The sequence below is a fragment of the Erwinia sp. PPS120 genome (assembly GCF_047918655.1).
In the GTDB taxonomy this organism is placed as follows: Bacteria; Pseudomonadota; Gammaproteobacteria; order Enterobacterales; family Enterobacteriaceae; genus Erwinia; species Erwinia tasmaniensis_A.
Genome location: NZ_JBLREF010000001.1, coordinates 180,635 through 206,899, shown reverse-complemented (window position 1 = coordinate 206,899; position 26,265 = coordinate 180,635). Strand labels below are relative to the sequence as shown.

The window sequence follows — 26,265 nt, the reverse complement described above, 5'->3', positions numbered from 1 at the left end:
GGTCAGGGCGACCGACTGGCCGCCCGGGTAAGGCCTTATACCTCGATTTCAGCGGTATCGCCTTTTTCCTGCAGCCAGTTACGCCGATCTTCCGAACGTTTTTTCGCCAGCAGCATATCCATCACCGCCAGCGTCTGATCGACATCTTCATCGCTCACCGTCAGCTGCACCAAACGGCGGGTATTCGGATCGAGCGTGGTTTCACGCAGCTGCAGCGGGTTCATCTCACCCAGGCCTTTAAAGCGCTGCACGTTGGGTTTGCCCTTTTTACGCTTGAGTTGATCGAGGATACCGGCTTTCTCTTCCTCATCCAGCGCGTAATACACCTCTTTACCCAGGTCGATGCGGTACAGCGGCGGCATGGCTACGTAAACGTGACCATTTTTCACCAGCGCACGGAAGTGGCGCATAAACAGCGCACAGAGCAGCGTGGCGATATGCAGGCCATCTGAGTCCGCATCCGCGAGGATGCAGATCTTGCCGTAGCGCAGCTGGCCCATATCTTCACTGTCGGGATCGATACCGATCGCCACCGAGATATCATGCACTTCCTGCGAGGCCAGCACTTCGTCAGAAGAGACTTCCCAGGTATTGAGGATCTTCCCCTTCAGCGGCATGATCGCCTGATATTCGCGATCGCGCGCCTGCTTCGCCGAGCCGCCTGCTGAATCCCCTTCGACCAGAAACAGCTCGGTGCGGTTGAGATCCTGGGCGCTACAGTCAGCCAGCTTGCCGGGCAGAGCCGGGCCGCTGGTGAGCTTTTTGCGCACCACTTTTTTTGCCGCGCGCATACGCCGCTGGGCGCTGGAGATGGCCAGCTCGGCCAGCTGCTCTGCCGCCTGCACGTTCTGGTTAAGCCACAGGCTGAAAGCATCCTTCACCACGCCGGAAACAAAGGCGGCGCACTGCCGCGAAGAGAGGCGCTCTTTGGTCTGCCCGGCAAACTGCGGATCCTGCATCTTGACCGACAGCACATAGGCGCAGCGATCCCAGATATCCTCCGCCGACAGCTTAACGCCGCGCGGCAGAATGTTGCGGAATTCGCAGAATTCGCGCATCGCATCCAGCAGGCCCTGGCGCAGGCCGTTGACGTGCGTCCCGCCCTGCATGGTCGGGATCAGGTTAACGTAGCTCTCCGTCAGCAGTTCACCGCCTTCCGGCAGCCACAGGAGCGCCCAGTCAACCGCCTCGACGTCGCCAGAAAAACTGCCGACAAAAGGCCTTTCCGGCAGGGTCGGCAGACCGTTGACCGCTTCACACAGGTAGTCCGTCAGACCGTCGGCGTAGCACCAGCTCTGCTCGGTATTATTGACCTTGTCCTTAAAAACAATTTCAACGCCAGGGCAAAGCACCGCTTTCGCCTTCAGCAGATGGCTCATCCGCGAGACGGAGAAACGCGGGCTGTCAAAGAAGGAGCCGTCCGGCCAGAAGCGGACGCGGGTGCCGGTGTTACGTTTACCTACCGTGCCCGTTACGCGCAGATCCTCAACCTTATCGCCGTTCTCAAACGCCATTTCGTATACTTCCGCATTGCGGCGGACGGTAACTTCAACGCGGGTTGAAAGGGCATTCACCACCGAGATCCCCACGCCGTGCAGGCCACCGGAAAACTGATAGTTTTTGTTTGAGAATTTGCCGCCCGCATGCAGGCGGCAGAAGATCAGCTCAACGGCGGGCACCCCCTCTTCCGGGTGGATATCGACGGGCATACCGCGCCCGTCGTCCGTCACTTCAAGCGACTGATCGGCATGAAGAATAACCTCGATGCGTTTGGCATGGCCCGCCAGCGCCTCATCGACGCTGTTATCGATCACTTCCTGACCTAAATGGTTTGGACGTGACGTATCGGTGTACATTCCCGGACGGCGACGAACGGGTTCAAGGCCGCTGAGTACCTCAATGGAGTCAGCGTTGTAGCTGGATTGAGTCATCGTATAAATCTGATTGGTGGCTAAAAAAGAGTGGCCTGCCTCCGCGCTTCGCTTCAGGCAGAAGATAAGCCCAGGAAGTCGAAAATCGGGGAGAAATGGCGTTCGAATCCGATAAAAGCGTGATTTCCGCCCTCTTCCACCGTCTGGCGGCAGGGGCTGTAATAGTCCAGAGCCTGGCGGTAATCGAGCACTTCATCACCCGTTTGCTGGATCAGCCAGAGCAGATCCGGCGACGTTAACGGGTCAATCTGCATCGCTTTCAGATCGTAAATATGGCGAGACTCTAACACATATTGCTGGCCGGTGTATGGGTTCTCGTTGTCGCCGAGATAATCCGTCAGCAGCTCAAAGGGCCGCACGGCGGGGTTGACCACAGCGGCCGGTAAACCAAAGCGCTGGGAAAGCCAGGTGGCGTAATATCCGCCCAGCGACGAGCCGACAATGCCCAGCGGCTCACCGGCGAGAGCAAGCACCTGCTCCTCCAGCAGTGCGCCTGCATCAGCCGGGAAAGCAGGCAGCTGCGGAACCAGAAAGCGAATGGCGGGATGCTGCACGCGCAGCCACTGGCCGAACTGCGTAGCCTTGGCCGAGGCCGGTGAGCTGTTAAAACCGTGAAGATAGAGCAGCGTGGCCATCAGTCAGTACCCTTCAGCATCAAGATTCGGGGTGAATATCCGGGTTTGTAACCGCTCAGTCACGGTTTCTACCCGCCCGTCCGCAAAGAGATCCAGCCAGCGCCAGCCTGGCGCCTCGGAATCAATGGTAAAGCTGGTGCAGTGCGGTTTGAACTGTACGCAGGTTGAGGGCGTGGCCAGCAGTCGTCGCCCCTTCCAGTCGAGATCGAGTTCCTGATGGATATGGCCACAGATCAGCGTCTTCGCCAGCGGGTAGCGCTGCAGGATGGCGTCAAGCATGTGCGCATTGCGCAGGCTGTGCTGATCGAGCCAGCTACAACCTGAGGGTTGCGGATGATGGTGCAGCAGGATCAGGTGATGGCGGTCAGGGTACGTTGCCAGCGCATTTTCCAGCCACTCCAGCTGATACTCACTGAGTTCACCGTGCGGCACCCCGTAAACCTGACTGTCCAACAGTAACAGCTGCCAGCTCTCGCCGATCAGCACCTGCTTTTCATCGGCGATTTGCGCACTGGCAAAGGTACTGAACATGGCCGGTTGAAAATCGTGGTTGCCCGGCAACCAGACGCAGGGCGCTGGCAGACGAGCGATGCCCTCAGCAAAATGCTGATAGGCTTCAACCGTATGATCCTGAGCCAGATCGCCCGTTGCGACGATCAAATCGTATTGACGCGTACCTGCCAGAATGGCTTCAAGTACGGCGTCAAAGCTGGCCCAGGTATTCACACCCAGCAGCGTTTCGTTTTTACCGGCAAACAGGTGGGTGTCCGTTATCTGCAATATCCTTGCCTCAGCCCCACTCGTTACAGGAAGTTTTAACAGGCTATCCAATCAAAGTCCTTAGGGTTAACGCCATCTCCGCTTGCGTTGTCAGCGACTCAACAAACTGGTACGGCCATCGCGCCATGCGCTAAACAGTAGCGCAACCAGTCCGCCAGGAACTGGTTTATTTGATGCTTTTCATCACGCTGATGGAGCTTTTTATTAGGATAATCATAGCGCGCTTTAAAGCGAAAGATCTGCTGGGTTGAACACACTTCCGCCACCATGGCGTCGTGGTACAGGCGAACGGACAGCGCGGGCAGGCTCCAGTAACTCACCGCCGGGAAAGTTTGTTTAATTTCCACCAGCGTGGTGTAGCGCGTCGACTCCTGAATCGTTACCGAGTAACGGGCGTCGTTAACCTGATAGGTCACTGATTCACCCGCCTGGTCAATTTTTGGCAGCAGGCGACGCAGCTGGGCGAAATTTGTTTCGCAAATCCGCATCATTTCAGGGAAATCAGGTGTGTAGCGCTTAATCATTCGGGTTTCCACTCTTCTCTTAACGTTTTGTGGTGCAGTTCCAGCCATTGCAGGGCGATGACCGAAGCCGCGTTATCTATTTTACCCTCCTCTACCCAGCGGTACGCCTGACTGCGGCTGACCACATGGACAAGAATATCCTCATTCTCTTCCTCCAGACCGTGGTTTCCCTGAGCCACGCTGGCATCCACTTCACCCACCAGAATCGCCAGCCTTTCGCTGGTGCCGCCCGGGCTGGCCAGATAACTGAGTACCGGTCTGACCCGCCGCGGCGTTAAGCCAGCCTCTTCCTGCGCCTCACGGCGCACAACGTCTTCCGGCGTCTCGCCGGGTTCTATGATACCGGCGACTAATTCTAACAGCCAGGGCGTAGAGCTGCTGTCCCAGGCGGGGATGCGTATCTGTTCTATCAGGACCACTTCATCCCTTACCGGGTCATAGGGTAGCAGCACTGCCGCATGTCCGCGTTCAAAGACCTCTCTGTTTACCTCGCCACTCATCTCCCCGTTGAACATACGGTGGCGGAAACGGTAGCGGGTCAGCGAAAAAAAACCACTGTAAAGCCTGTCACGTGCAATAATTTCTACATCGTTTTTGGTGAAAGTCACTGGGTATTTTTTGTCATTTTCCATCGTTCTTCTCCCGTCGGAGTGAAGGGCAAAATCGAGAAAAAATTCCCGAATTCGCTGAGAGTGTGGTTCTTAATGAATTATTTGAGTAAATTAAGGCAACATGGCACTTTCAGCCAACTTATCTCTTCCGTGTACTCGTTAAAATCGGCGATTATTTTTTGACTTACGTCAGCGCTACCATAGCAATTTTGCTGCACTACAAGGAATGCAAATGAAGAAACTGCTCCCGTTACTTATCGGCCTGAGTCTGGGCGGCTTCAGCGTCGGCAGCCAGGCGGAGAACCTGCTGCAGGTTTATCAGCAGGCCCGGTTATCTAACCCCGATCTGCGCAGTTCTGCAGCCGACCGCGATGCGGCCTTTGAGAAAATCAACGAAGCGCGTAGCCCACTGCTTCCTCAGCTCGGTCTGGGTGCTGATTATACTTATAATAATGGATACCGCGACAGCAGTGGCCTGAACTCTAAAACGGCCAGCGGATCGCTTCAGCTGACGCAAACCATTTTTGATATGTCAAAATGGCGCGCCCTGACCCTGCAGGAGAAGCAGGCGGGCATTCAGGATGTCACCTATCAGAATGCACAACAAACGCTAATTCTGAACACGGCAACCGCCTATTTTAACGTGCTGAACGCCATTGATACGCTCTCCTATATTGAAGCGCAGAAACAGTCAATCTATCGCCAGCTCGATCAGACTACCCAGCGCTTCAACGTTGGTCTGGTCGCGATTACCGACGTGCAGAATGCCCGCTCACAGTATGACACCGTGCTGGCCAACGAAGTGACCGCGCGTAATGCGCTGGATAACAACGTGGAAACCTTGCGTCAGGTGACAGGTAACTACTATCCAAGCCTGGCTTCACTGAACGTTGACAGTTTCAGAACCGAAAAACCTCAGCCGGTTAACGCGCTGCTGAAGGAAGCGGAAAGCCGCAACCTGAGCCTGCTCTCCGCGCGTCTGACACAGGACCTGTCTCGTGAAGAAATTCGCCAGGCAGAAACCGGTCATATGCCCACGGTAGGCCTGACGGCCTCTACCGGCCTGACCAACAGCAAATACGGCGGCCGCTACGCAGAACGCTCCACCTCAACCACGGACAATATCAGCGGGTCTAACCAGGTGGGTCTGAGCTTCTCCCTGCCGCTGTATAGCGGCGGCTCGGTCACATCTAAGGTGAAGCAGGCGCAGTATGCCTTCGTCTCCTCCAGTGAACAGCTTGAAAGCGCGCACCGTTCAGCGGTTCAGACCGTTCGTTCTTCGTTTAACAACGTGAACGCCTCTATCAGCAGCATTGAAGCCTATAAGCAGGCGGTAGTTTCCGCTCAAAGCTCTCTTGATGCGATGGAAGCCGGTTATCAGGTTGGCACCCGCACTATCGTTGACGTGCTGGATGCCACCTCAACCCTGTATAACGCGAAGCAGCAGCTTGCCAATGCCCGTTACAGCTACATGATTAACCAGCTGAATATTAAGTCAGCGCTGGGTACGCTAAACGAGCAGGATTTGCAGACGCTTAACAGCCGTCTGGGTAAAGATGTTCCCACGTCGCCCGAGACCGTCGCGCCTGAAACACCGCAGCAAAATGCCTCCGCTGACAGTGGCAATACCTCATCTGCGGTGCAAAAAACCGCGGCTGATACGGGCAGCAGCACGGCAGCGCCTGCTGCCGTTCACCGTAGCGCACCGGTTAGCACCCGCCGTAATCCATTCAGTCACTGATTATTATCCTCAGGGCAGTATTAACTGCCCTTTTTTTCACTACTCACACCTCATCCCCCAATAATAGTACGCGCCTCTTTATATAAATTTTTTTCTATTTCACGATTGTACACCCTGTGTTGAAATGCGTCTAAAATTTATCCGCCGATTAATTATCATGTCTTTTTTTCAAGCACTCTATAAATAACCACAGGCATAATTAAAATTGGAAAATATCACTTATTCGTCTGAATAATTTTCATAAAAGCAGGTGGTGATTATCGGCTCGCTTTTTAAAAGTTCCCAACGTTTCTTTGTTAACACTATAAATACTCTGTCGTGTTTTACGAAAATTAACATGGCACTTAAAAAAACACACATACACGCCCCACAGGTTAAATGATGATGAGAGAATTAAAAATTATTGACAATAAGTGGGGAAATTAAAGGATACTCAGATCGGTGAAGATTGGTGTAGATATTGTCGCCATAGATCGTCTTGCTGCCGCTCTTACAAATAGCGGTGAGGCATTTATTTCTCGCGTACTCACGACACAGGAAAAAATATATCTGGAACCGGTTCGGAATAATACTGAGCGATTTGCTGGTTTTTGGGCTGCGAAAGAAGCGGCCGTTAAAGCACTGGGGCTGGGATTTCGCTATGGCATTTCCTTTCACGATATAGAGATCGTTCATGATGAATACGGATGTCCCCACTATTACTTCAGCGGGGAATTTTTGAGGCTGGCGAGTGAAAAAAATATTCAGTCGGCAACCTTAAGTATTTCGCACTGTTCCACCTATGCGGTAGCTGTAGCCGCACTATGCTAAGCACCGGAGAATATTAATGGTCATTTATCCCGATCTTGCTGATAAAAATGTTGTGGTTACCGGGGCCAGTGGCGATATCGGCATCGCTATTTGCCGACATTTTCTGCAACAGCAGTGTAATGTCTTCGCCGTTTATAAAAATAACCCACAGCAGCTGCAGGATCTCAAAAATGCGCATCCGGAGGCCGCGCGTCTGGAACTCTGCCGCTGTGATATTACCAGGCGTGACGAAGTCGGGCAGCTTGCTAATGCTATCGGCGAAAAGATCGAAGAACTGCATATTCTGGTGAATAACGCAGGCCTGTGCAGGGATACGCTGTTTTCAGAAATGAACTGGCAAATCTTCGACGACGTTGTGCAGACTAATCTCTACGGCACTTTCAATATCTGTAAAGCGATGGTTCGGTTACTGAGTCTGGCTGACGCGGCCACCATTGTGAATATCGCTTCCGTAGCCGGAGTTACCGCAAGCTTTGGACAGACTAACTACAGCGCGGCAAAAGCGGGCGTGATTGGCTTTACGCGCACGTTGGCTGCTGAATTTGCCACCCGGGGGATCCGGGTGAACGCCATTGCCCCCGGCGTGATTGATTCCCGTATGGTGAAAAAAATCCCTCGTCAAATCATGCGCTCGATCATGACGGCTATCCCCCTTCGCCGTCAGGGTAGCGTTGATGAGGTCGCCAGCGTTGCGACGTTTTTAGGCTCCTCCGAGGCCAGCTACATTGTCGGTCAAACGCTGATCGTCGATGGCGGTCTGATTATGCGATAGCGAACAAAGGATTACACGAGTGAAAAACAGTAAAAGCCTTGTCTCACCGCAGCTACTGCTGAAGATGGGCGCGTGGCGCTCACCGATATTTATGGTGGATCGCATCACTGATTTCAGGCCCGGAGAAAATGGCACGATTACCGTAATGAAGCATGTCTCTTTTAACGATCCCTATATCAATGGGCATTTCCCGGATAACCCGATAATGCCTGGCGTAATGATTGCAGAGATATTTGGTCAGGCAAGTGAGTATCTCAGCCTGCTAAATGATTACTGTCTGGCGCATTATAAGGCCTGCGACAGTGAACTAAAAAAATTCGACGATATTTCCCAGTCGCTACATACGCAGGAAGGGAAAGAACGGGTACTGGCTGAGAGACACCGTATTGTCGGATTTCTGGCCGCACAGGATCTTAAATTTAAACATGTCGTTGTTCCTGGTGACACCATTGAGGTGACCAGCCAGCTCAGTATGTCAGACAGCCACGGATTTTATCATTATAACGTTAATGCAAGGGTAGGCAGGCATATCGCCAGCCAGGGGAAAATTATCAATTTTCGGGTCGAGCGCGCCAGGGCTGAAAACCGTGGTGCAGTGATTAATTAATAAAAATGGAGAGGTCGACCTTATGGACAGAGCAGAACTGGAAGCAGCTATCGCGGAACGCAAAGAAACACTGCTTAACGTAAAGCGCGGACTTATTGAACGCCTGAATCTTTATCATACGCCAGAACAAATTGATGATGATACGCCGCTATTCGGCAGCGGATTAAAGCTGGACTCGGTTGACGCAACTGAACTCCTGGTGCTGCTGGATAAGAAATTTGGCATCCGCGTTGGAGAGGGGGACGATCCGTCTTATATGCGCAGTGTGAATACGCTTACGTCCTTTATTATTGAGAAAAAACGCAGCGATGCTTCAGTAAACAGCAGCGATCCTGTCCCGAGCCTGGAGCAATAAAAATGAGTAATCTTTTATTTGAACTGCATCAGCATAATCATGTCGTTATGACGCAACGCAACGGGATTAAAATACCGGCTCACTATCACACACCGGAAAAAGAGCATCGTGCCGTCCGCCAGAATATCTTACTGTGTGACTATTCCCATTTTGGTAAGGCAAAAATCAGCGGTGAGAGTGCCTGGGAGCTCCTTAATATCCTGGTAAGCGGTGACGTTTCCTCTATTCGCGATGAGCAGGCCATGTATACGCTAATGCTGGATGACGAAGGTCAGATTATTACCGACCTCTATATCCTCTGCGACGAAGAGTCTTATCTGCTTTTTTCAGAGTGGATGACCAGTGAGGCGCTGTGTGAAAGGATCACGGCGCTGATGGCTAAGCGCAGCGGCGAATTTGACGACATTGAACAGATTATACCGCTGAATGAACAGGGGCTACTGCATATCGAAGGTCCCTACAGCTGGGAACTGCTGGTTGAACTTTACGGTATGGATATCGCGGGCCTGCCCTTTCAGGAGCATATGCATGTTTTTGATGAGCTGATCCTGCTGAGAGCCGGTAAGCACGGTGAATTTTCATATAAACTTTTTGGTGACTATGCTTCGCTGGCCAATGCCTGGCAGCAGCTGGTTGAGGCGGGTGAAAAATTCGATCTCTGCCTGGGCGGCCTGGACTATCAGCAGCAGGTGCGGCTCGAAAACCCGTGTTTTACCCCCACCCCACTGCTCTCCCTTAGCCGCTGCCCGATAGAGCTACAGCTACAGTGGATGGTGCGCTATGACAAAGATGAATTCATCGGCATGGAGGCCCTGAAAGGGCGACTCGACGCCGGACCGGACCGCCGCGCGATCGGGATGAGCATCGATGGTCAAATAGACGTGACGCTCGCCTTTGGCGATAAGGTATTACTTGATGATGAAGTGGTCGGCGTGGTCATTGAATGCGGCTACTCTGCGGATATTGATAAAACCATCGGTCGCCTTTTTATCGACAGCGAATTCGCCTGGGCCGCTCTTGATCATCTTAAAGCCTGCAGCAGCAGCGGCGACGTGATTGCGCTGCGTACGGCTGCCGTGCCTTTCGCCCGCAACTATAGCTTCCTTATTAACCCCGCCGAACACAGCTATATCGACAAACGCCGCCCTCGCGATCTCATGCAGCAGTTTGAATGGCAGAAAGAACGTGAAGAAGCGGAAAAGGCTGCTACGCCTGCCGCTCCGGGGGAAATGAGTAGTCAGGGAATGAAATAATGCTAACACAGCGCAAACGGGTCGTGATTACCGGCATGGGGCAGCTGTCATCTATTGCCAGCAACGTTACGGAGTTCAAACAGGCACTGCTTAATAAGACCTGTGGCATTCGACCCAGTGAGAAATATCATCGCTGGTTCAACGATGCCAATGCATCAGAGGTCCTGCAACCGATCGAACTGCCCAACCTGAGCCAGGAGCAAATTGCCTCGCTGGATAATGCGGCTCTGTGGGCTTACAAAGTGGGCCTTGAAGCGCTGGAGGCGGCGCATTTGCATGAGGCAGAACAGCGTGCGAAAACCGCGCTAATTATCGGCGTCTCATCCGCCGGGACGGAAGCCTTTATCCCGCTCTTTGAAAATCAGCCCGATGAGTTTTCACTGAAGAAGGCAATTGTATGTGGCTGTTTCTCATCCTGTAGCGCGATTGTTTCCTCCCTGCTGGGCCTGAAGGGCGGCTTTGAGCTACTGGCAACAGCCTGTACGGCCAGCACCAACGCGATGGGCATTGCGTTTGATCTCATCCAGAATAATAAAAACAGTACTGCGCTGGTGATTGGCACCGAGCCTATCTATTTGCCTACTTTCGCCGGTTTTTATGCGCTTCAGGCCATGAAAACCACGCCCACCAGCCCTTTTTCTGGTACGCCAGGCATGTCGATAGGAGAAGGGGCCGGGGCGCTGCTGCTGGAGGAGTATGAGCATGCCCTTGCGCGCGGCGCGACCATCTATGGCGAAATGGTGTCGTATGCCACGTCCGGGGATGCCTACCATGATACGGCTCCCGACCCGCGCGCAGAGGGCGCTGTGCAGGTGATGAACGATGCGCTGGCGAACGGCCAGCTGGTACCGGAGGATATTGACTATATCAATGCCCATGGAACCGGCACCGAAGCCAACGATCGCTGTGAAACGGTGGCGATGAAGAAAGTTTTCCCGCAGATTGCCTCCCTGCCGATCAGTTCAACAAAATCCTATATTGGCCACAATATCGGTGCCGCAGGCATCATTGAGATGATTGCCTGCTTCGTTACGCTGCCAGACAGGCTGATTTTACCGACGCTGAACTTCGGCATACCGCGTATCAACTGCGATCTCAACTACGTGCCTAACGACTTTCAGCAGGGCCAGGTTGGCCTGTTTATGAAAAACAACTACGCCTTTGGCGGCAACAACTGCTGCATTATCGCCACGCCACACGCGGGAAGCGTACCAGAGACAGCATACAGGCCGCGCCGGGTGGCGATCACCGGGCGAGGTATGGTGACGTCACAAGGGCACGACGTGCGCGCGGTGCTGGATCGGATCTGGCAGGAGACCTCACCGCAAAACCTCACCGAGCTAATGCTGGACGATGAAACGTGCCAGCTGTTTGACGCCATGATCGCGAATGTTCGGGGACAGAGTGAGGTTGAGGCCTTTCTTTTCGAGCGCTACGGCGATGGTGATGCATGGCGTAAAAAGCTGAAGGGAAAAACATGGCAACATCAGGTGACGGGCCTGGAACCGCGTAAGTACCTGCGCCGCTTTGATGCCCGCAAAGCCGACGATGTCAGCACCTTTGCCTTGCTGGCGCTGACCCAGTCGATGAAGGAAGCGGGCCGAAAAATCAGACGTGACGGCCATCGGATTGGCTTAATTTTAGGTATGTCGCGGGGGCCGCAAAGGCGGGTCGAGCGCTACCTCAACAGCCTCTATCCTGACCCGAACAACGTGCGTACCTCTGAATTTCCAGGCTCGCTGATGAATGCGATCTCGACCTTCTGCTCAATTTCGGAAGGGATCAAAGGCTATAACACGACGCTTGCCACCGGGATCAACGCCGGTCTGGGTGCCCTTACCTATGGCTATGAACTGGTTCGTCAGGGTTTGCAGCCGGAAACCATCGTTGGCGGTGCTGATGAGTTGATGAATCCTTTTTCCGTTTATCTTCAGTCTCTGCATCGCAACCTGCTAATTACCGATACGCCGCAGGCGTATCAAATTTATAGCGACCGCTTTAACGGTTTTTTGACCGGCGAAGGATCGGGGATGCTGTTTCTGGAAGATCTGGAGCGGGCGGCGGAACGGGGCGCACCCATACTTGCAGAAATCATCGGCTATGGCAAAGCCAACGACACCGGCTATTTCAACGTTGAAAATATCGCGGGTAATGCCATGGCCATGGCCACGGCCATCCGTCAGGCGCTGGAAGAGGCCCAGTTGAGTACTGATGAGGTTTCCCTGATTTGTGGCTCAAGTATCGGCACCACCAGCAGCGATCGCGCAGAAGTTGATGCCGTGCGCCAGGTCTTCGCCGATCGGACCGCCACGATCCCTTTCGTGAACTACAACGCCTGGTTCGGTGCGGTTGAGGCCTGTATGGGCATTTTGAACCTGATTGTGGTGACGGAAATTATGCAGCGCGGGGAGATCCCCCCCCTGCCTTACACCCAATCCTTCTGCACGGATAATATTGACTTCGTTACCGAACGCCGTCAGCAGCAGGTGGATACTGCCTTGATACTGGGTTCAACCGAAGGGGGCAATCATTATGCGATCGTGCTGAGGAGATGCTCATGACGGCTTCCCAGCCGGTAGCGGTGATCGGCAGTGGTACCTATAGTGCCTTTGCCAGCGACGTCCCCTCGCTGATAGCGGCCCTTGCCGCGGGTCACTATACGCCTTCGCGTCCCTGGTTTGGCTCGGCGCGAGCGCAGACGGCGATGAAGATGGCGATCAATCCCCGCCACTCACCGTTTCCGGCGCAGAAGCATTACTGCGCCCTGACCTTTCGTCAGGTGTTGCAGGTGCTGAAAAACGTCATCGATCAGGCATTACGGGAGGCTGGACAGACGAAAGCGCTGCTGGCGGGGGAGCGCGTGCGGGTTTATCTGGTCGGTAACGGCTTACGCACCGACATTTCTGAGGTCGTCGCCTATCAGGATCGCAACGATCCGGAAGACCTGCTCTATTACCCTGCGATCAAAAAGCTGCATGCGGGCTGCTATGCCCAGGACAAGCTAAGTGAAGCGCTGGCAGATGATTATCACCTGACCCGGCCTCCTGCCACCCTTTACAGCGCCAGCGCTTCATCAATGTCTGCGGTGCATCTTGCCCGCGCCGCTGTGCGCAGCGGGCTGGCAGACGTGACGCTGGTGGTGGGATGGGTCGATATTCTCACCCAGGATATGCTCTTTCTGGCGGCACAAAATATGCTCGGTGAGAGTGCGGCAAGTCCCTTTAATGGCCATGCCAGCAGCGTCCTGATGTGTAACGGTGCCGCTGCCCTGCTGATGTGTAGCGAAAGCATCGCTCGTCACGTCGGGCTCGAACCTGAATGCTACCTGGACAGCTGCGTCAGCTATCAGCACAGCGGTATGCGTGATAACGCCGCGATAAGTGATTTTCGCACTATTGTCCATTCTATAGAGCAGGCGCTGGCACAGGCCGGTATCAACGCCGCGGACGTCGGCTGCCTGTTCCCCCACGGTAACGGCATCCCCATCAGCGACAATACCGAAACCATGGCTATCCGGAAAATCTGGGGCGAGGAAGGTGTGCCCGTTGTCAGCTATAAGGCGCAAATCGGCTATCTTTCAACCTGTAGTGCATTGGTGGACTTGATTGTGGCCTGTGATGCGCTTAAACAGCGGCGCCTGCTGCCTTTTCATTCACAGCTCCCGTCAACTGCGCCCCCCCGGCTCCGGTTACACACCAATAAGGGTTCCTGTCAGCTTTCTGCCCGCCATATCGTCAAAACCGCCATGGGGATGGAAGGTTCAATTGTCAGCGCCGTACTCTCAGGCCAGGACAGAAGGGTATGATTGCCACCTCAGCGAGGCCTATGGGCCTGGTATCAATGCAGATGCAGGAACCCACCAGCCAGGCCGTGCTTTTCAGGCCAGGCTGGCACAATGTCTGGGAAGCCTCGCTCTGTAAAAAAGCCAGCAGGCATCTCCGTGCCCATAACTGGATGTTCCAGCGTTTCGGCGGTGACGCACCGCTTACGCCACGTAAAACGCATCTGCGCGACGCGCTGCAAGCCTTCAACGATACCTGCCATCTGGCTTTAAACACCTCAGAGGCGCAGCGACATCTGCGGCGACGCAACGCGCAAAACGCGATGATCTTCTTTGATTCCTGGGGTGAAAGCAGCCTGTTTGATGCAATTGATAACTGGCGGGACTCACTCTTCTGCGATATTTTGCCGAAAAAAATCGCCTGGACGTACAAAATCCAGGCTTTCAGCAGTAAATTACGCGGCGAACGTAACGGCTTTCTGCTGGCGCTGGAGATGGCACAGGACTGTCTGCACAGCGGCGTGGCGGATAACGTAGTGATCTGCGGTCAGCACCGGCATTACCCGGTAATGACTCTGTCGGAAACCCTTGGCTGGCCATCGGGGAGAGCCCGTCATCATGGCGGAGGCAATACCCTGTTCGCGGTGGAACGCAATGTCTGCCTGCTGGTAAGCCGGCTGACGGACAGCCTGCCGACGCTTTCAGTCAGCCCACGACGGATCCTGGCGCAACGGGCCAGCGCTGCCGTGGCCCAGCTGACCGCATGCTGGCAGGAAGCCGACTGCGCACAAATCTACAGTACCGCACCGCCCACGCCTGCGCTGCTAAGCATCAACCAGCGTGCTGCCGCGCCTTTTTCCTCACATCTTCCCCTCTATGCGCACTACGGAGACAGCGGATGCCTGAATCCAGCACTCGGCCTTCACCTCTGGCATAACGCGGGTGCGCCCGCAGGGCCAGGCCTGATAAGTAGCCTGCACGCGGGTCACTGCCTGTGGCTGGTGCGCTGTCAGCCTGCTGCGACATCCCGTGCGGAGAGCGATATGGCGCAGATCGGCCATGAAGATAAACGTAACAGGGAGAAAACGTTATGAGTGACGCTCACCCCATCCAGGCTGTGCCGCTGGCGATACTGCAAAACGCCAGTAAAAGCTATGGCAGTGCGGCTTATCCTGTTCATGCCCTACAGGCCGTCACTACTGAGATCCATGACGGTGAGTTCATCGCGCTCTGTGGCCCTTCAGGCAGCGGTAAAAGCACCCTGCTCAATCTGGTCGCGGGCATTGATGAGCCAACGGAAGGAAAGGTGTTTTTGCTGGGCCAGGACCTTGCCATGCTGAATGACAGGCAGATGGCTGCCCTGCGGGCCGACGCCATAGGCTTTGTCTTTCAGTTTTTTAATCTGCTGCCGGTACTCAGCGTTTTTGACAACGTCTATTACCCGCTAATGCTCAATGGATTCCGGCGCAGTGAAGCCCGCGAACACGTTATGCATATCATTGAAAAAGTGGGCCTTATCGATCACTACCGACGTCCGCCAGGCGAACTGTCCGGCGGACAGCAACAGCGCGTTGCCATTGCCCGCGCACTGGTAAAAAAACCGCGTTTAGTGGTGGCCGACGAACCGACGGGCAATCTGGATACCCGTACGGGTGAAGAGATTATCGATCTGCTCCTGACAATGAATCATGAACTAAAAACGACGTTCATTATTTCTACCCACTCGCCTCTGCTGCGCGATCGGGCCAGGCGCGTGGTGCACATTGAGGATGGCAGAATTAAGGATGATTTCGTTAATGCTAAATAAAACACCCCTGTTGCTCGTACTGTGGCTGGCCCTGACGGGTACCGCCCGTGCTGAGCAGGAGAGTCTGGACAACTGGCTGGCGCCACTTGCCGAGAAAAACGCCACGGCCAGGGCGCTGCTGATGATGAAGGATAAACGGGACACCGGCCAGCTTACCCACGCCGTCTCCCTGTTACAGCAGCGTCTGATCGCCTCGCCTGAGGATCGCACGGCAAAAATGTTTTATGGCTACGGACAGCTATTTCTCGCAGGTGATTATATGTTGAAAAAGAATTATATGCGGGCAGCTGAACTGTCGAAGCAGGGCTATTACGCCATCGACGAAGCCGCAGAACAGGAGCCGGAAAACACACTGCTGCTCTACCTGCGGGCACGAATGAATGCGTTTGTTCCCGCTGAGAGTGGTCGATGTGTGGTAGCCAATAAGGATTTAAACGCTCTGCAAAGTCCGACCCTGCCGATCTCGCTCACCCCGATGCTTACGCTAATGCGGGCACGCGCGGCGATGAGCTGTAATCAGCCTGAAAAAGCAGCGCAGGCATGGAATGCGCTACGCACCATGGGTGCCGCAGGGGCACCGCTCTACCGCATTCAGTCCGGTACGTCCCCCGGCTGGACGTCCGGGGAGATACTTGATGTGCTAATGCCGCTTCTGGAGGCGCAGCCATGAGTAATACTCTTTTTTGGGTTGCCAATATTTTGATTGCCTGGTCACTCTGTATCGTATTAATCACGCTGGTGCGGAAGCCAACGGATATTCGCTATACATTTTTAAACCTATTCCGCCATCGCCGCCGCTCCGCCGTTACGCTATTAGCGATCACCTTAGGAGGCGTAGCCGTATTTATTTTCGGCGGTTTTGTTGATTACTCTTTTTACGCGCTTCGCGAACAGACTATTCGTACCAACCTGGGCCATATACAGATTTATCAACAGGGCTATATGGCTAACGGCAACAGCCGTTCGCTTCAGTTCACCATCAAAGATTATGACTCTGTTAAGGCAACATTACTGGCAGACCCTTTTATTACTGAGCAGACGAAAACTATCACGGGACAGCTGGAATTCTCAGGCATTATTTCTCAGTACGACAAAGGCGTTTCGACTTTCTTTGCTGGCGTGGGTATTGAACCGCAAACATCTCTGCTGCTTGGTGCGCTGGACAGTATTATTTCCGGTAGCGATCTTTCGGCGGTTAAGCCGCTCAATATCACGCTGGGCAGCGGCGTTTCCAGCATGCTTTCGGCGGGGTACGACGAGTGGACCGATCTCCTGGTCGTCAATCCTGAAGGGGGACAGAATGCTATGTCAGCGCAGGTGCGCGGCGTCTTCCGCTCAGGCATTAAGGATTATGACGACACGGCGGTGAAAATTCCCCTTGTGACCGCGCAGCACCTGCTGCAAACGCAGGATGTCAGTAAGATAATTTTGCTCCTGCAGGATACCCGTCAGACCCAGGCCGTTCTGGAACGGGTCAGGGCGCTGATTAAAGAAAATAATCTGCCGCTGGAGGCCCACTCATGGGATGAGCTGGCCATTTTCTATCATCAGGTGGTTAATCTGTTTGAAGGGATATTCCTGTTTATTAAAACTATCGTCAGCATCATCGTCGTCTTTATGATCGGTAATACCCTGATGATGAACGTGATTGAACGTACGCGAGAAATAGCCACCCTGCGCGCGCTGGGTTTGAGTAAGGCCTATATCGGCCGTCTGTTTATTCTTGAGGGGATTATTATCGGCATTATCGGTGCCATTCTCAGCGTAGGGTCAGGCCTGATCGTTGCCATGATTATCAATATTAACGGCGTACCTATGCCGCCCTCCCCGGGCTATACCAGGGGGTACCTGGCTTTTGTCATGTGGGATCGGGATATGCATCTGTTCTGGTTCTCCTGTGCCCTGCCGCTGGTTACTGCGTTAATTGCCTCAATTATTCCTTCGCGACGTGCGGCCAATCTCGTTATCGCCGAAGCATTTCGTTTTGTTTGAATCAGGGTTATCCGTTGTTAATGGAGTTGGATATGTCTAAAAAAGGAAAAACGGTATTTATTACCGGTGCTGGCCGCGGGATCGGTATGGCAATAGCACAGTGTTTAGCCACGCAGGGTTACGACCTGATTTTGAATTACCGTAAGGACCAGGGAAAAAGCGCTGCGGGATTGCAGCAACTCCTTACTTCATCTGCCGCAAGTCGTGTATCGGTCAGACTGGCCAGGGCCGATATCAGTGAGCCTCGTGAAATCACGGAAATGATTAAGCGACTCAGACAGGATGGCGTAGAGCATATCGACCACCTCATCCTCAATGCGGCCAGCGCGCCGTTCAAGCCTTTCAGCGAAATGACCCGCAGCGACTGGAAGCTGCTGCTGAACAGCAACATTATTGGTAACAACAGCTGCGTCAACGACATTACCCCCATGATGCCCGCCGGTGGCTCAATATGTGTGTTATCCAGCATGGGCAGCCGTCGCGTATTGCCGAACTATCCGCTGGGCATTATCAAATCCGCCCTTGAGTCTCTGGTGGGGTATCTCGAGGTGGAGCTTCATAGTAAAGATATCCGCGTCAACGGTTTGTGCGCGGGCATGGTGAATACCGACATGTCGCCCTATCTGCAAAAACTCTGGCCGGATCTGTACGCACGCTATCAGGCCTCTCCGCGTCGCTGGCTGATAGAGCCGCAGGAGATTGCCCATATTGTCGCTTTTCTGATCTCTGACCAGTCTGCCGCTATCCGTGGCTCGACCCTGGTCGCCGATCTCGGCGTATCGCTGACGGCCTGAGGAGCAGACATGTTCAGATCTATTATTCCGCTGGTCATGCTGCACGTCAGTGCCTGCGCATTGGCGCAGACGCCGCCTCAGGTTCTGTCGCTGGACCGTGAGCAGCTCTCTCAGCTAACCCAGGAAGACAGCAAAGCCCGGGAGATTATTCGTCGTGCAGACAGGGTGCGCGCGCCCGAACAGCCATTCCGCTATACGCTGACGCTCACCGAACACAAAAACGGTCGCGACCTGTTGGATAAGCGGCAGGTCCTGGATATTTCAATGCGTTTTTACAAGCCCGACGAGCAGCGGGAAAGGGGTGAGGCACGCGCGCTGATACGCTTTGTCGCCCCCGCCAGAGATAAAGGCAAAGTCCTGCTCTCCGATCTCGACAAAATGTGGTACTACGCGCCGGAGCTGCGTCGGCCTATCCCCATCTCTCGTCAGCAGCGTCTGCTGGGCCAGGTTTCCAACGGAGATGTGGTGGCGGCAGATTTCGACTACTCCTACATTTCAACGCTGCTCGGGACTGAAGCGTGCGGTGACAGCCAGTGCTATAAGCTGTCGCTAACCCGCCGCTGGGCATCGGTTCCCTACCCTGCCATTCTCTACTGGGTGGAAGTCGGCAGCTGGCATCCTCAGCGCATTGATTTCCTCTCGACCGAAGGGCGGCTGATTAAGCGCTCGCGCTACCGTGATTATCAGCAGGTTCAGGGGATAATGCGTCCGGCCACGATCGTTATTGAAGATGCCTTACGCAAAGATAGCTGGACCACCATGGCCTACAGCGAGATGGTTCTGGAGTCACTGCCGGAGAGCTATTTCCAGAAAGATTATTTGATCAGAGGTAGCCAATGAAACGCCTCTGCTTTCTGATTACCGGCCTGCTTGTCCTGCCGCCAGGCACTGAGGCAGACACGGGCTGCACATTCCCCCGAGGCTTTGCCGGAGGCGAAGGCGTATTGCTGAATACCGGCAACACACAGTGGAACAGCCTGGACAGTGCCTTCCGTCAAAATCAGCTGGCCAACGTTTATGGGTCAGTATCCCTGAACTGCTGGATGGGCCAGGCCATAACGTTCAAAAGTGAAATCAACGGTGAATACCTCCTGCACCGTCGTCAGCCGGGTTCGCTACAGGACGGCCGTCGCGAAGGTAAAATATTTTTTAACCAGGCCACGCTCAGCTGGGCCGCGCGGGACGATCTCTTTATTGATACCGGGAAAATTCGTCGACGCTATGGCTATCTCTATGTCGTTTCGCCGCTGGATTTACTGCGTAACCCTCATGGGGCGTTTCGCAGCGTTCACGTCAATGCTGCAGGCGAGAGCTGGCCCGCTTTTTACGACGAGGGTTCCTGGGGATTTTCCGCCAGCGCTTTTACCCCATCCGGAAGTTGGGACGCGGTGGTGCTACCACGCCTGACCCGTGAAAATAACACCCTGAAAACGACGGGCCGTGATGCCTCACTGGAGCGAACCAACTCGCAGGCGCGCTACCTGCTTAGCTATTCGACTACCGGCCTGAACGATATGACGACGACGATATCCCTGCTGGCCGGGACGCAAAAACGCCTTGCAGCAGGCGGTAACTATGTTCTCAACGATAGCTGGTCCTTCAATCTCGAAGTCGGGCTGATGAAAGGCCAGAGCTGGCGTCATCTCACTCCCCAGGCCAGCAAAGGGTTGTACAACTGGGATGCCAATGCTTCATCAGCCCCCTTCGTCCGCCGTTCTCAAGGCATAAACGGCGAAATCAGCGCTGGCGTTCACTACTCCAGCAGCCAGCAGATTGAATCTGGACTGGAATACACTGGCCAGAGTCAGGGCTATTCCCGCAGCGCCTGGCAGCAGTTATCCCGTGATGTAGCCTATGCCACCGACGGTTTTAGTCATACGGGACACTGGATCACCTCGATCCCTCAGGTACGCGATGCTTTTCGTTACTATTCCCATATTATGGCGGCTGAGATCGACAGGACAGGGCGACTGGGGATGCTACAGGGCAAGCACTACCTGACGCTTTTCAGCAGCCGCAACCGCAGTGAAACGGGGGTGATGAACTGGCGTACCGCCCTGACGGTCAACCTCATTGATTTTAGCAGCCTGGCCAGCATTCAGCTCAGCAGCCCGGTCAGAGAAAATCTTGAAATGTACGCCGGTGCGAATTATGCCCTGGGTAAGGCAGCCGGTGAATTTAGCTTATTTGGTGAGAAAGATGTTCACTATGCAGGAATACGATACTACTGGTAATGAGGGGGGCGGCTGGATGATGCTGTTTGCTGGCCAGGGCACCGCGCAGGTGGGCATGGGGGCAAATATTATCGATCGCTCCGTAGCCACCAAAGCGGTGTACGAATGTGCCAGCGACATTTCCAGTCTTGATGTGCGTAAACTCTGCCTTAAAGGCCCGATGGCCCGGCTGACACAAACCTATTATCAGCAAATTGCCGTGACGACCATAAACGTTGCCTCTGTTGTGGCGATCCGCGAGCAGCATACGCTTAATGTAACGGCATGTGCGGGTCATAGCGCAGGAGAATATTCAGCCCTATGGCTGGCCGGGGTTTTTACGCTTGAGATGCTGTTTAAGGCGATAGTTACTCGCGCGTCGATAATGCAACGACTCGCAAAAATCACCCAGGGAGCCATGTATAGCGTACAGGGGATCGGCAGGGCTGAACTTGAACAGTTGATTAAGGCTCACAACTTCACTGACAGGCTTAGCATCGCCTGTGATAATGCCCCGAACCGGCAGGTCATTTCCGGTGAAACCTCAGCGTTAAAACACCTTGTGCACCTACTGTCAGCAGGTGGGAATATTCCAGCAAAATTAGGCGTGAATGGCGCATGGCACTCTCCGCTCATGGCTGAAGGTCTTGCGGAGATGCACGAGTTATTCTCGCTGTTAAGCCTGCAACCGCCTGAAATTCCCATTTATATGAATCGAAGCGCCCGGGCAGAAACCTCTACGGCGACCATTGTTGATAACCTTGTCAGACATCTTGTAGAACCCGTTCGCTGGCGGGAAAGCATGCTGAACTGTCAGCTGCAGGGTCAGCGGCGTTTTCTCGAGATCAGCTCCAAAATATATTTACTTTCTTTTATTGAAGAAAATAAAACGCCTATGAGAAAAATGCACTGTTGCACATTATTGTCCCAGACAAAAGAGCCCTGCTGAAGATGATCCCCTCCTATAATGAATTTATCCAACGCCATCTCCTGTTTTTTTTTATTGGATGCTTTATTACCACCTTATTCTTAACCGCCTCACTGGCACGAAACGCCCCCGACGCAAGTGTAGCAGACATGTTTTTTGGTCTGTCTGCCATTGGCGGCTCTTTTGCCTGGATGATGGCCAGTGAGGGGCGTCCTTACTGGATCTATACGCTTTGTTCCCTGCGTATGCACGAAGACAGTGAGACGCTAAAGTCGTTATTTGACCAGCCAGAAATAAAAATCGACTACTACCTGACAAAGCCCTGGTGCAGCATGCTGGCAACGCTTGCCGTTGTCGCAACAGCGTGTCTTATTGGCATATTACTGCCGCCTGCTGTTATTAACGGCTGGCTGGCATTGTGTGGAATAATAGTTTTACCGTCCTGGCTGTGCCTCTGCCACACTCATGCATTACGAAATAATATTCGCCAGTCGCTGTATCATCTCAGCAGGCTAAAACCTTTCCCCGTCAAAAAGCATGGGATAAGGCGTTATCTTTTTGAAGATACCATCATAATGCTGGTGGTGAATCTTGCACTGGTATTGCCTGTTGCCAGAAAACCTGCCTTTACACTCGATAATGGCAGCCAGACACCAGCGTTTATAATTGCAATGATAATTTTAATGGAAGTCGTTCTGATTTTAATGCTTATGGTGGGAAGGAAGAGTAAGCGATATCTTTTCTGCGGGGAGTTAATACTTGATGAGCTGGAAGCGCCAACCTGTAAGTCTCCTTTTATCACTAAAGGTAACCGGTTCAGCCGGGCGATTTTCTGGTGTTTACTGGTCGGTGTCTGGACAATTTCAGTCTGTCTTATTTCATCAGTCATCGCAGCGTTTTCTTTTACTCTGATCTACCTTTGTGCTCTCACGTTCCCTGTGGCAATATTTCTTCTGGAGCGTTTCCATACCCTACAACTTGATTATCACCATGCAGTGAGTATTATCAACGAATACAAAAAGATAGCTCCGACACGGATGAAAAATGGGATTAGCCCGGCTTAACGACTATAAAATAAAAAACCACGTCGGAAGACGTGGTTTGAAAGGGGTAATCTGTTAACCTGTCGCTTCCGGTCGTTATGCCCAAAAGGTCAGAAGGCCCACTACTTTAAAGAAGGTGCTGGTCATCAAGGTCAGAGTCTGCGCGCTGAGCTTCACAGCGCTGCTAATCGTATTGGGAATAATATTTAGAGCTGAATGGACGGGACCATCTATAAAACCGCTCACCAGACCGGAAGTGATATTCATAATATCACTCATATACCCACCGCTAACATACTTAATTTCACTTTCCAATAATTCGCGCATTACTACTCCTTGTTCTCGGCTAAACTACAGCAGGGTAAATCCACCCTGCTTCATAATGACATTTATAGCATGTAAAATAAACATCGGGAGGGACTATTTTGAAATAATTCCCGCACCCACCATATTGCACCCAGGTGCTTCCCTCGTCATTTATTGTTCACAGCGTTATATGAATCAGCCTTAAATAACATTTTTACTATATTAACTAAAAAACTAACTGGCATGATAGTGAGTAACTCACTGAGGTTCGACTGGCCGTTTCGTTACGCCTGAAAGGCGTGACCCAGGAATACCCAAAACCAAAGGAATGATTATGTTTAAGATAAAAAAAAGCACACGCCTTTTTTTGAATTATAGTGCGCCGTTGTTAGTCTTCTTCCCCCCCTTTTATATGCCTTTAAGCTATGCGGCTGTAACTTCTGATCCTATGCAGGCCAGTCAACCGCAAATCACTACCCTGCAAAACGGCCAGCAGGTCATTAATATAAACCCACCCTCTTCAAGTGGCTTGTCCCATAATATTTACAATAATTTCAATATCGATAAAAAGGGCGTCGTCCTTAATAATGGATTGCAAGCCAGCCAGAGTCAGCTGGCGGGCTTAATCGCAGCAAATGGCAACCTGTCTGGCAACGCAGCAACGATCATTCTCAATGAGGTAAATTCTGTTAAGAAGAGTGAACTTAAAGGCATGATCGAAGTGGCGGGAGAGCGGGCACAGGTGATTGTCGCCAACCCGGCTGGGATTACCTGCAACGGCTGTGGATTCATCAATACTGAACGAGCGACGCTAACTACCGGTAAACCACAGGTTAATAACGGCGTGCTCAGTCACTTTGCGGTGAATGGCGGAGAAGTGAAAATTAGCGGCAACGGTCTCAGGCATGATACATCCTCTTATACCGATCTTATCGCCAATATGGTCGATATCAGTGCCAGCCTTAAAGCCAAAAAGCTGCGAGTCATAACCGGAAAAAATAGCGTTGACAATAGTACGCTGACCATCACTAAAACGGGCCAGAATAATAGCTGGTTAAGTTCAAAAGTAGCAGTCGATATCACTTCGCTGGGCGGGATTCAGGCGGAAAGTATTATGATAATGACGACGGAAGAGGGATTTGGCGTTAAAAATGCGGGGTCCATTGCCACTACGCTCAACGATTTAAAGCTTACGACCGGGGGATACCTCACCAATACCGGTATTATCTCTACCGCCGGAGACCTTTCAATTGATACCAAAGGCGGCCTGGACAATCGTGGTATACTTAAGAGTGGTGCAGCTCTGTCGATTGCAACCCAGGGGAAAGCGATAGAAAATACAGGCGAGATTTATTCAGTGGCTCAGATGACGATTAACAGTGGCCGGCTGGATAATCGGGCATCTATTAAAAGTTCGGGTGATATGTCCTTTAATACCGGAAACGAAACCCTTTCAAATGGCGTAAATCTTTTTCCTGCTCAAATTAGCAGTAAAGGAAAAATCACCATTACTGCCGGCAATCTGGATAATATCAATAATGCGCTTATCTCTTCTGAAAAAGGGTTAACAATCACCAGTGGTAAAATAAACAACCAAAGAGGAAGAATTCTTACTGATGCAGACATGCAGGTTGAGGCTAAAATCCTGTATAATTTTATGGGTGGGCTGTTTGCAAAAAATAATATGTCGCTGAATTTTGATGAAATGACGCTTAACTCCAGCGGGATAACCGTCGGGAATGACTTGTTTCTACATGCCCGTAAGGTAGACAGCAGAATGGGTGCAATTCAGACAGGGGGTAAGGCAACCATAGTGGCTACACACTCCTATATAAATAGCTCAGGTGTAATGTCAGTAGGTGCACTAGATATTACTACTGATAAACTAGCTAACTATGCGGGCCTTATTGTTTCCAGTGGTGATATAACTATCACGGCAAAGGAAATTGATAATCGCTATATGTCTCTCTACAGCCCTACTTTAGGTATATGGATAGATAACGTAGGGGTTAACGGTGGCATGATTAGTGAGGGTTTGATAACGCTGAATACGCAAAAGCTGAATAATCAGCAGAGTCGAATCCTCAGCACAGGCGGAATAGCCATAAACGCATATTATCTTAACAACACTCAGGGGGCAGTATCTGCCCAGAAAGATATTGTGATGAATATAAGCGATCTGGATAACGAAAAAGGTAGCGTAACGTCTGATAGTGGAATATTCATTAATGCTGATAAAATTACCGGCACGGCTGGCTCATTTCAGGCGTATGACGATCTGGAGCTTACCATGAATAAACCCTTCACTAATTACCATACTTTGACTGCTGGCAACAACATGTCGCTGGATATTAATGGCGCATTTAATAACCGGAATAAAATTACAGCCGGTCAAAACATAAACCTCTATGCCGCTCAGATGGGCAATTATCTAAGTTCCATCTACGCAGGTCATGATATCAATCTCAATATTGAAGGTATTGATCTCAATCTGGGCTGGATCAGGGCCGGGAATAAAAAATATAAGAACGGCTACGAGATGGGTTACTTCTAACCCCATGACACATTTATACGCCCCCGGGGGCGTATTTCAGCAATATCAAACGTATAGCTATGTAAATCAGGCCCTGTACCCTCCCCGCATCGCTTCATTTTTCGCCGCTATTCCCCTATTCTATGGGTTTACCTTTGGGCTCAGGACAGAACATGATGAAACGGACTAAAAAAATTAATTATGCCTCCTTCCGCAAAAGCTGGAGCGCACGACATTTAACGCCGGTGGCCTTCGCGGTCACGGCAGTATTTATGCTGGCCGGTTGTGAAAAGACCGATGAAACGGTTTCGCTGTATCAGAACGCGGATGACTGCTCCAGCGCAAACCCCGGCAAAAGCGAACAGTGCAAAACGGCCTATAACGACGCGAAGAAAGAAGCGGAAAAAACAGCGCCAAAATATGCCAGCCGTGAAGCCTGCGTGGCTGAATTTGGTGAAGGCCAGTGTCAGCAGGCACCTGCTCAGGCGGGGGTCGGCACAACCAACGCCGAATCTCAGCAGAGCGGCAGCTTCTGGATGCCGCTGATGGCAGGGTATATGATGGGCAGGATGATGGGCGGTGGCGCAGGCTTTGCGAAACAGCCGCTGTTTACCTCACGCGCGCCAAACAGCCCGGCAAACGGCAAGTTTGTAGATGCCAGCGGCAAAAGCTTCGGCGCGGCGACGCCAGGCCGTACCATGACCGTGCCGAAAAGCGCGCTGGCACCTAAACCTGCGACCACCAGCACGGTGACCCGCGGCGGTTTTGGTGAGAGCGTGGCTAAACAGTCCTCTATGCAGCGCAGCAGCGCGGCTTCCGGCTCCAGCCGGTCTTTTGGAGGCTGATAAC

General features: G+C 52.6%; 25 protein-coding genes. 19 read left to right on the top strand and 6 right to left on the bottom strand.

What is annotated here, in order from left to right; genetic code table 11:
• Positions 1–35: 35 nt before the first annotated feature.
• From parE to nudF, 5 genes are read right to left on the bottom strand one after another with little or no spacing between them, the layout of a single operon-like run.
• On the bottom strand, positions 36–1,931 hold the full coding sequence (gene parE, locus ACLRGG_RS00950) for a DNA topoisomerase IV subunit B (RefSeq protein WP_416247984.1): 1,896 nt from the start codon (positions 1,929–1,931) through the stop codon (positions 36–38).
• Positions 1,932–1,984: 53 nt separating this feature from the next.
• Complete coding sequence (gene yqiA / locus ACLRGG_RS00945; protein WP_416247983.1) at positions 1,985–2,566, bottom strand: esterase YqiA; 582 nt, start codon at positions 2,564–2,566, stop codon at positions 1,985–1,987.
• Between the two features lie 3 nt (positions 2,567–2,569).
• Entirely contained in the window at positions 2,570–3,397 is an 828-nt protein-coding gene (gene cpdA, locus ACLRGG_RS00940; RefSeq protein WP_416247982.1) for a 3',5'-cyclic-AMP phosphodiesterase, read from the bottom strand.
• 47 nt (positions 3,398–3,444) lie between these two features.
• Entirely contained in the window at positions 3,445–3,870 is a 426-nt protein-coding gene (locus ACLRGG_RS00935; protein ID WP_416247981.1) for a DUF1249 family protein, read from the bottom strand.
• Complete coding sequence (gene nudF, locus ACLRGG_RS00930) at positions 3,867–4,502, bottom strand: ADP-ribose diphosphatase (protein WP_416247980.1); 636 nt, start codon at positions 4,500–4,502, stop codon at positions 3,867–3,869. Before nudF ends, ACLRGG_RS00935 begins: the two co-directional genes overlap by 4 nt.
• A gap of 211 nt (positions 4,503–4,713) precedes the next feature.
• Here nudF and tolC point away from each other — a divergent pair, with 211 nt between their 5' ends.
• From tolC to ACLRGG_RS00845, 17 genes are all read left to right on the top strand, one after another.
• Entirely contained in the window at positions 4,714–6,222 is a 1,509-nt protein-coding gene (tolC, locus tag ACLRGG_RS00925; protein WP_416247979.1) for an outer membrane channel protein TolC, read from the top strand.
• A gap of 441 nt (positions 6,223–6,663) precedes the next feature.
• Positions 6,664–7,032, top strand: a complete 369-nt coding sequence (gene acpS, locus ACLRGG_RS00920; RefSeq protein ID WP_416247978.1) for a holo-ACP synthase — start codon at positions 6,664–6,666, stop codon at positions 7,030–7,032.
• A gap of 16 nt (positions 7,033–7,048) precedes the next feature.
• The gene (locus ACLRGG_RS00915) at positions 7,049–7,804 is read left to right on the top strand and encodes an SDR family oxidoreductase (protein ID WP_416247977.1); all 756 of its coding nucleotides are present in this window, start codon (positions 7,049–7,051) and stop codon (positions 7,802–7,804) included.
• A 64-nt stretch (positions 7,805–7,868) separates the two neighbouring features.
• On the top strand, positions 7,869–8,411 hold the full coding sequence (locus ACLRGG_RS00910; protein WP_416248028.1) for a 3-hydroxyacyl-ACP dehydratase FabZ family protein: 543 nt from the start codon (positions 7,869–7,871) through the stop codon (positions 8,409–8,411).
• 22 nt (positions 8,412–8,433) lie between these two features.
• On the top strand, positions 8,434–8,766 hold the full coding sequence (locus ACLRGG_RS00905; RefSeq protein WP_416247976.1) for a phosphopantetheine-binding protein: 333 nt from the start codon (positions 8,434–8,436) through the stop codon (positions 8,764–8,766).
• Positions 8,767–8,768: 2 nt separating this feature from the next.
• Positions 8,769–10,019, top strand: a complete 1,251-nt coding sequence (locus tag ACLRGG_RS00900) for an aminomethyl transferase family protein (protein ID WP_416247975.1) — start codon at positions 8,769–8,771, stop codon at positions 10,017–10,019.
• Complete coding sequence (locus ACLRGG_RS00895; protein ID WP_416247974.1) at positions 10,019–12,580, top strand: beta-ketoacyl synthase N-terminal-like domain-containing protein; 2,562 nt, start codon at positions 10,019–10,021, stop codon at positions 12,578–12,580. Before ACLRGG_RS00900 ends, ACLRGG_RS00895 begins: the two co-directional genes overlap by 1 nt.
• Positions 12,577–13,824, top strand: a complete 1,248-nt coding sequence (locus ACLRGG_RS00890; protein ID WP_416247973.1) for a beta-ketoacyl synthase N-terminal-like domain-containing protein — start codon at positions 12,577–12,579, stop codon at positions 13,822–13,824. Before ACLRGG_RS00895 ends, ACLRGG_RS00890 begins: the two co-directional genes overlap by 4 nt.
• Positions 13,821–14,894, top strand: coding sequence for a hypothetical protein (locus tag ACLRGG_RS00885; RefSeq protein WP_416247972.1), 1,074 nt, complete (start codon positions 13,821–13,823; stop codon positions 14,892–14,894). Before ACLRGG_RS00890 ends, ACLRGG_RS00885 begins: the two co-directional genes overlap by 4 nt.
• Positions 14,891–15,607, top strand: a complete 717-nt coding sequence (locus ACLRGG_RS00880; protein ID WP_416247971.1) for an ABC transporter ATP-binding protein — start codon at positions 14,891–14,893, stop codon at positions 15,605–15,607. Before ACLRGG_RS00885 ends, ACLRGG_RS00880 begins: the two co-directional genes overlap by 4 nt.
• Positions 15,597–16,277: a hypothetical protein gene (locus ACLRGG_RS00875; RefSeq protein WP_416247970.1), complete on the top strand. Its 681-nt coding sequence runs from the start codon at positions 15,597–15,599 to the stop codon at positions 16,275–16,277. Before ACLRGG_RS00880 ends, ACLRGG_RS00875 begins: the two co-directional genes overlap by 11 nt.
• Positions 16,274–17,599 (top strand): ABC transporter permease, encoded by a 1,326-nt coding sequence (locus tag ACLRGG_RS00870; RefSeq protein ID WP_416247969.1) that lies wholly within the window; start codon positions 16,274–16,276, stop codon positions 17,597–17,599. The genes ACLRGG_RS00875 and ACLRGG_RS00870 overlap by 4 nt, the downstream gene beginning before the upstream one ends.
• A 32-nt stretch (positions 17,600–17,631) precedes the next feature.
• Complete coding sequence (locus ACLRGG_RS00865) at positions 17,632–18,393, top strand: SDR family oxidoreductase (RefSeq protein ID WP_416247968.1); 762 nt, start codon at positions 17,632–17,634, stop codon at positions 18,391–18,393.
• Between the two features lie 9 nt (positions 18,394–18,402).
• Positions 18,403–19,233, top strand: a complete 831-nt coding sequence (locus ACLRGG_RS00860; RefSeq protein WP_416247967.1) for an outer membrane lipoprotein-sorting protein — start codon at positions 18,403–18,405, stop codon at positions 19,231–19,233.
• Complete coding sequence (locus ACLRGG_RS00855; RefSeq protein ID WP_416247966.1) at positions 19,230–20,627, top strand: hypothetical protein; 1,398 nt, start codon at positions 19,230–19,232, stop codon at positions 20,625–20,627. The genes ACLRGG_RS00860 and ACLRGG_RS00855 overlap by 4 nt, the downstream gene beginning before the upstream one ends.
• Positions 20,566–21,555, top strand: coding sequence for an ACP S-malonyltransferase (locus tag ACLRGG_RS00850; protein ID WP_416247965.1), 990 nt, complete (start codon positions 20,566–20,568; stop codon positions 21,553–21,555). Before ACLRGG_RS00855 ends, ACLRGG_RS00850 begins: the two co-directional genes overlap by 62 nt.
• Positions 21,519–22,598: a YcdU family protein gene (locus ACLRGG_RS00845; RefSeq protein ID WP_416247964.1), complete on the top strand. Its 1,080-nt coding sequence runs from the start codon at positions 21,519–21,521 to the stop codon at positions 22,596–22,598. Before ACLRGG_RS00850 ends, ACLRGG_RS00845 begins: the two co-directional genes overlap by 37 nt.
• A 75-nt stretch (positions 22,599–22,673) precedes the next feature.
• Here ACLRGG_RS00845 and ACLRGG_RS00840 read toward each other — a convergent pair whose 3' ends face one another.
• Positions 22,674–22,904 (bottom strand): hypothetical protein, encoded by a 231-nt coding sequence (locus ACLRGG_RS00840; RefSeq protein ID WP_416247963.1) that lies wholly within the window; start codon positions 22,902–22,904, stop codon positions 22,674–22,676.
• A 313-nt stretch (positions 22,905–23,217) separates the two neighbouring features.
• Here ACLRGG_RS00840 and ACLRGG_RS00835 point away from each other — a divergent pair, with 313 nt between their 5' ends.
• Positions 23,218–25,437 (top strand): two-partner secretion domain-containing protein, encoded by a 2,220-nt coding sequence (locus ACLRGG_RS00835; protein ID WP_416247962.1) that lies wholly within the window; start codon positions 23,218–23,220, stop codon positions 25,435–25,437.
• Between the two features lie 155 nt (positions 25,438–25,592).
• A complete protein-coding gene (locus tag ACLRGG_RS00830) occupies positions 25,593–26,261 on the top strand; it encodes a DUF1190 family protein (protein WP_067706346.1) in 669 nt (222 codons plus the stop codon).
• Positions 26,262–26,265: the final 4 nt, after the last annotated feature.

Coding starts and splice junctions, on each gene's coding strand:
- ACLRGG_RS00935 (WP_416247981.1), bottom strand. CDS start 3,870: ATGATTAAGCGCTACACACCTGATTTCCCTGAAATGATGCGGATTTGC.
- ACLRGG_RS00875 (WP_416247970.1), top strand. CDS start 15,597: ATGCTAAATAAAACACCCCTGTTGCTCGTACTGTGGCTGGCCCTGACG.
- nudF (WP_416247980.1), bottom strand. CDS start 4,502: ATGGAAAATGACAAAAAATACCCAGTGACTTTCACCAAAAACGATGTA.
- ACLRGG_RS00885 (WP_416247972.1), top strand. CDS start 13,821: ATGATTGCCACCTCAGCGAGGCCTATGGGCCTGGTATCAATGCAGATG.
- ACLRGG_RS00900 (WP_416247975.1), top strand. CDS start 8,769: ATGAGTAATCTTTTATTTGAACTGCATCAGCATAATCATGTCGTTATG.
- ACLRGG_RS00870 (WP_416247969.1), top strand. CDS start 16,274: ATGAGTAATACTCTTTTTTGGGTTGCCAATATTTTGATTGCCTGGTCA.
- tolC (WP_416247979.1), top strand. CDS start 4,714: ATGAAGAAACTGCTCCCGTTACTTATCGGCCTGAGTCTGGGCGGCTTC.
- ACLRGG_RS00830 (WP_067706346.1), top strand. CDS start 25,593: ATGAAACGGACTAAAAAAATTAATTATGCCTCCTTCCGCAAAAGCTGG.
- ACLRGG_RS00880 (WP_416247971.1), top strand. CDS start 14,891: ATGAGTGACGCTCACCCCATCCAGGCTGTGCCGCTGGCGATACTGCAA.
- ACLRGG_RS00855 (WP_416247966.1), top strand. CDS start 19,230: ATGAAACGCCTCTGCTTTCTGATTACCGGCCTGCTTGTCCTGCCGCCA.
- ACLRGG_RS00910 (WP_416248028.1), top strand. CDS start 7,869: ATGGGCGCGTGGCGCTCACCGATATTTATGGTGGATCGCATCACTGAT.
- ACLRGG_RS00840 (WP_416247963.1), bottom strand. CDS start 22,904: ATGCGCGAATTATTGGAAAGTGAAATTAAGTATGTTAGCGGTGGGTAT.
- ACLRGG_RS00835 (WP_416247962.1), top strand. CDS start 23,218: ATGTTTAAGATAAAAAAAAGCACACGCCTTTTTTTGAATTATAGTGCG.
- yqiA (WP_416247983.1), bottom strand. CDS start 2,566: ATGGCCACGCTGCTCTATCTTCACGGTTTTAACAGCTCACCGGCCTCG.
- ACLRGG_RS00860 (WP_416247967.1), top strand. CDS start 18,403: ATGTTCAGATCTATTATTCCGCTGGTCATGCTGCACGTCAGTGCCTGC.
- ACLRGG_RS00905 (WP_416247976.1), top strand. CDS start 8,434: ATGGACAGAGCAGAACTGGAAGCAGCTATCGCGGAACGCAAAGAAACA.
- ACLRGG_RS00895 (WP_416247974.1), top strand. CDS start 10,019: ATGCTAACACAGCGCAAACGGGTCGTGATTACCGGCATGGGGCAGCTG.
- ACLRGG_RS00865 (WP_416247968.1), top strand. CDS start 17,632: ATGTCTAAAAAAGGAAAAACGGTATTTATTACCGGTGCTGGCCGCGGG.
- ACLRGG_RS00915 (WP_416247977.1), top strand. CDS start 7,049: ATGGTCATTTATCCCGATCTTGCTGATAAAAATGTTGTGGTTACCGGG.
- parE (WP_416247984.1), bottom strand. CDS start 1,931: ATGACTCAATCCAGCTACAACGCTGACTCCATTGAGGTACTCAGCGGC.
- ACLRGG_RS00890 (WP_416247973.1), top strand. CDS start 12,577: ATGACGGCTTCCCAGCCGGTAGCGGTGATCGGCAGTGGTACCTATAGT.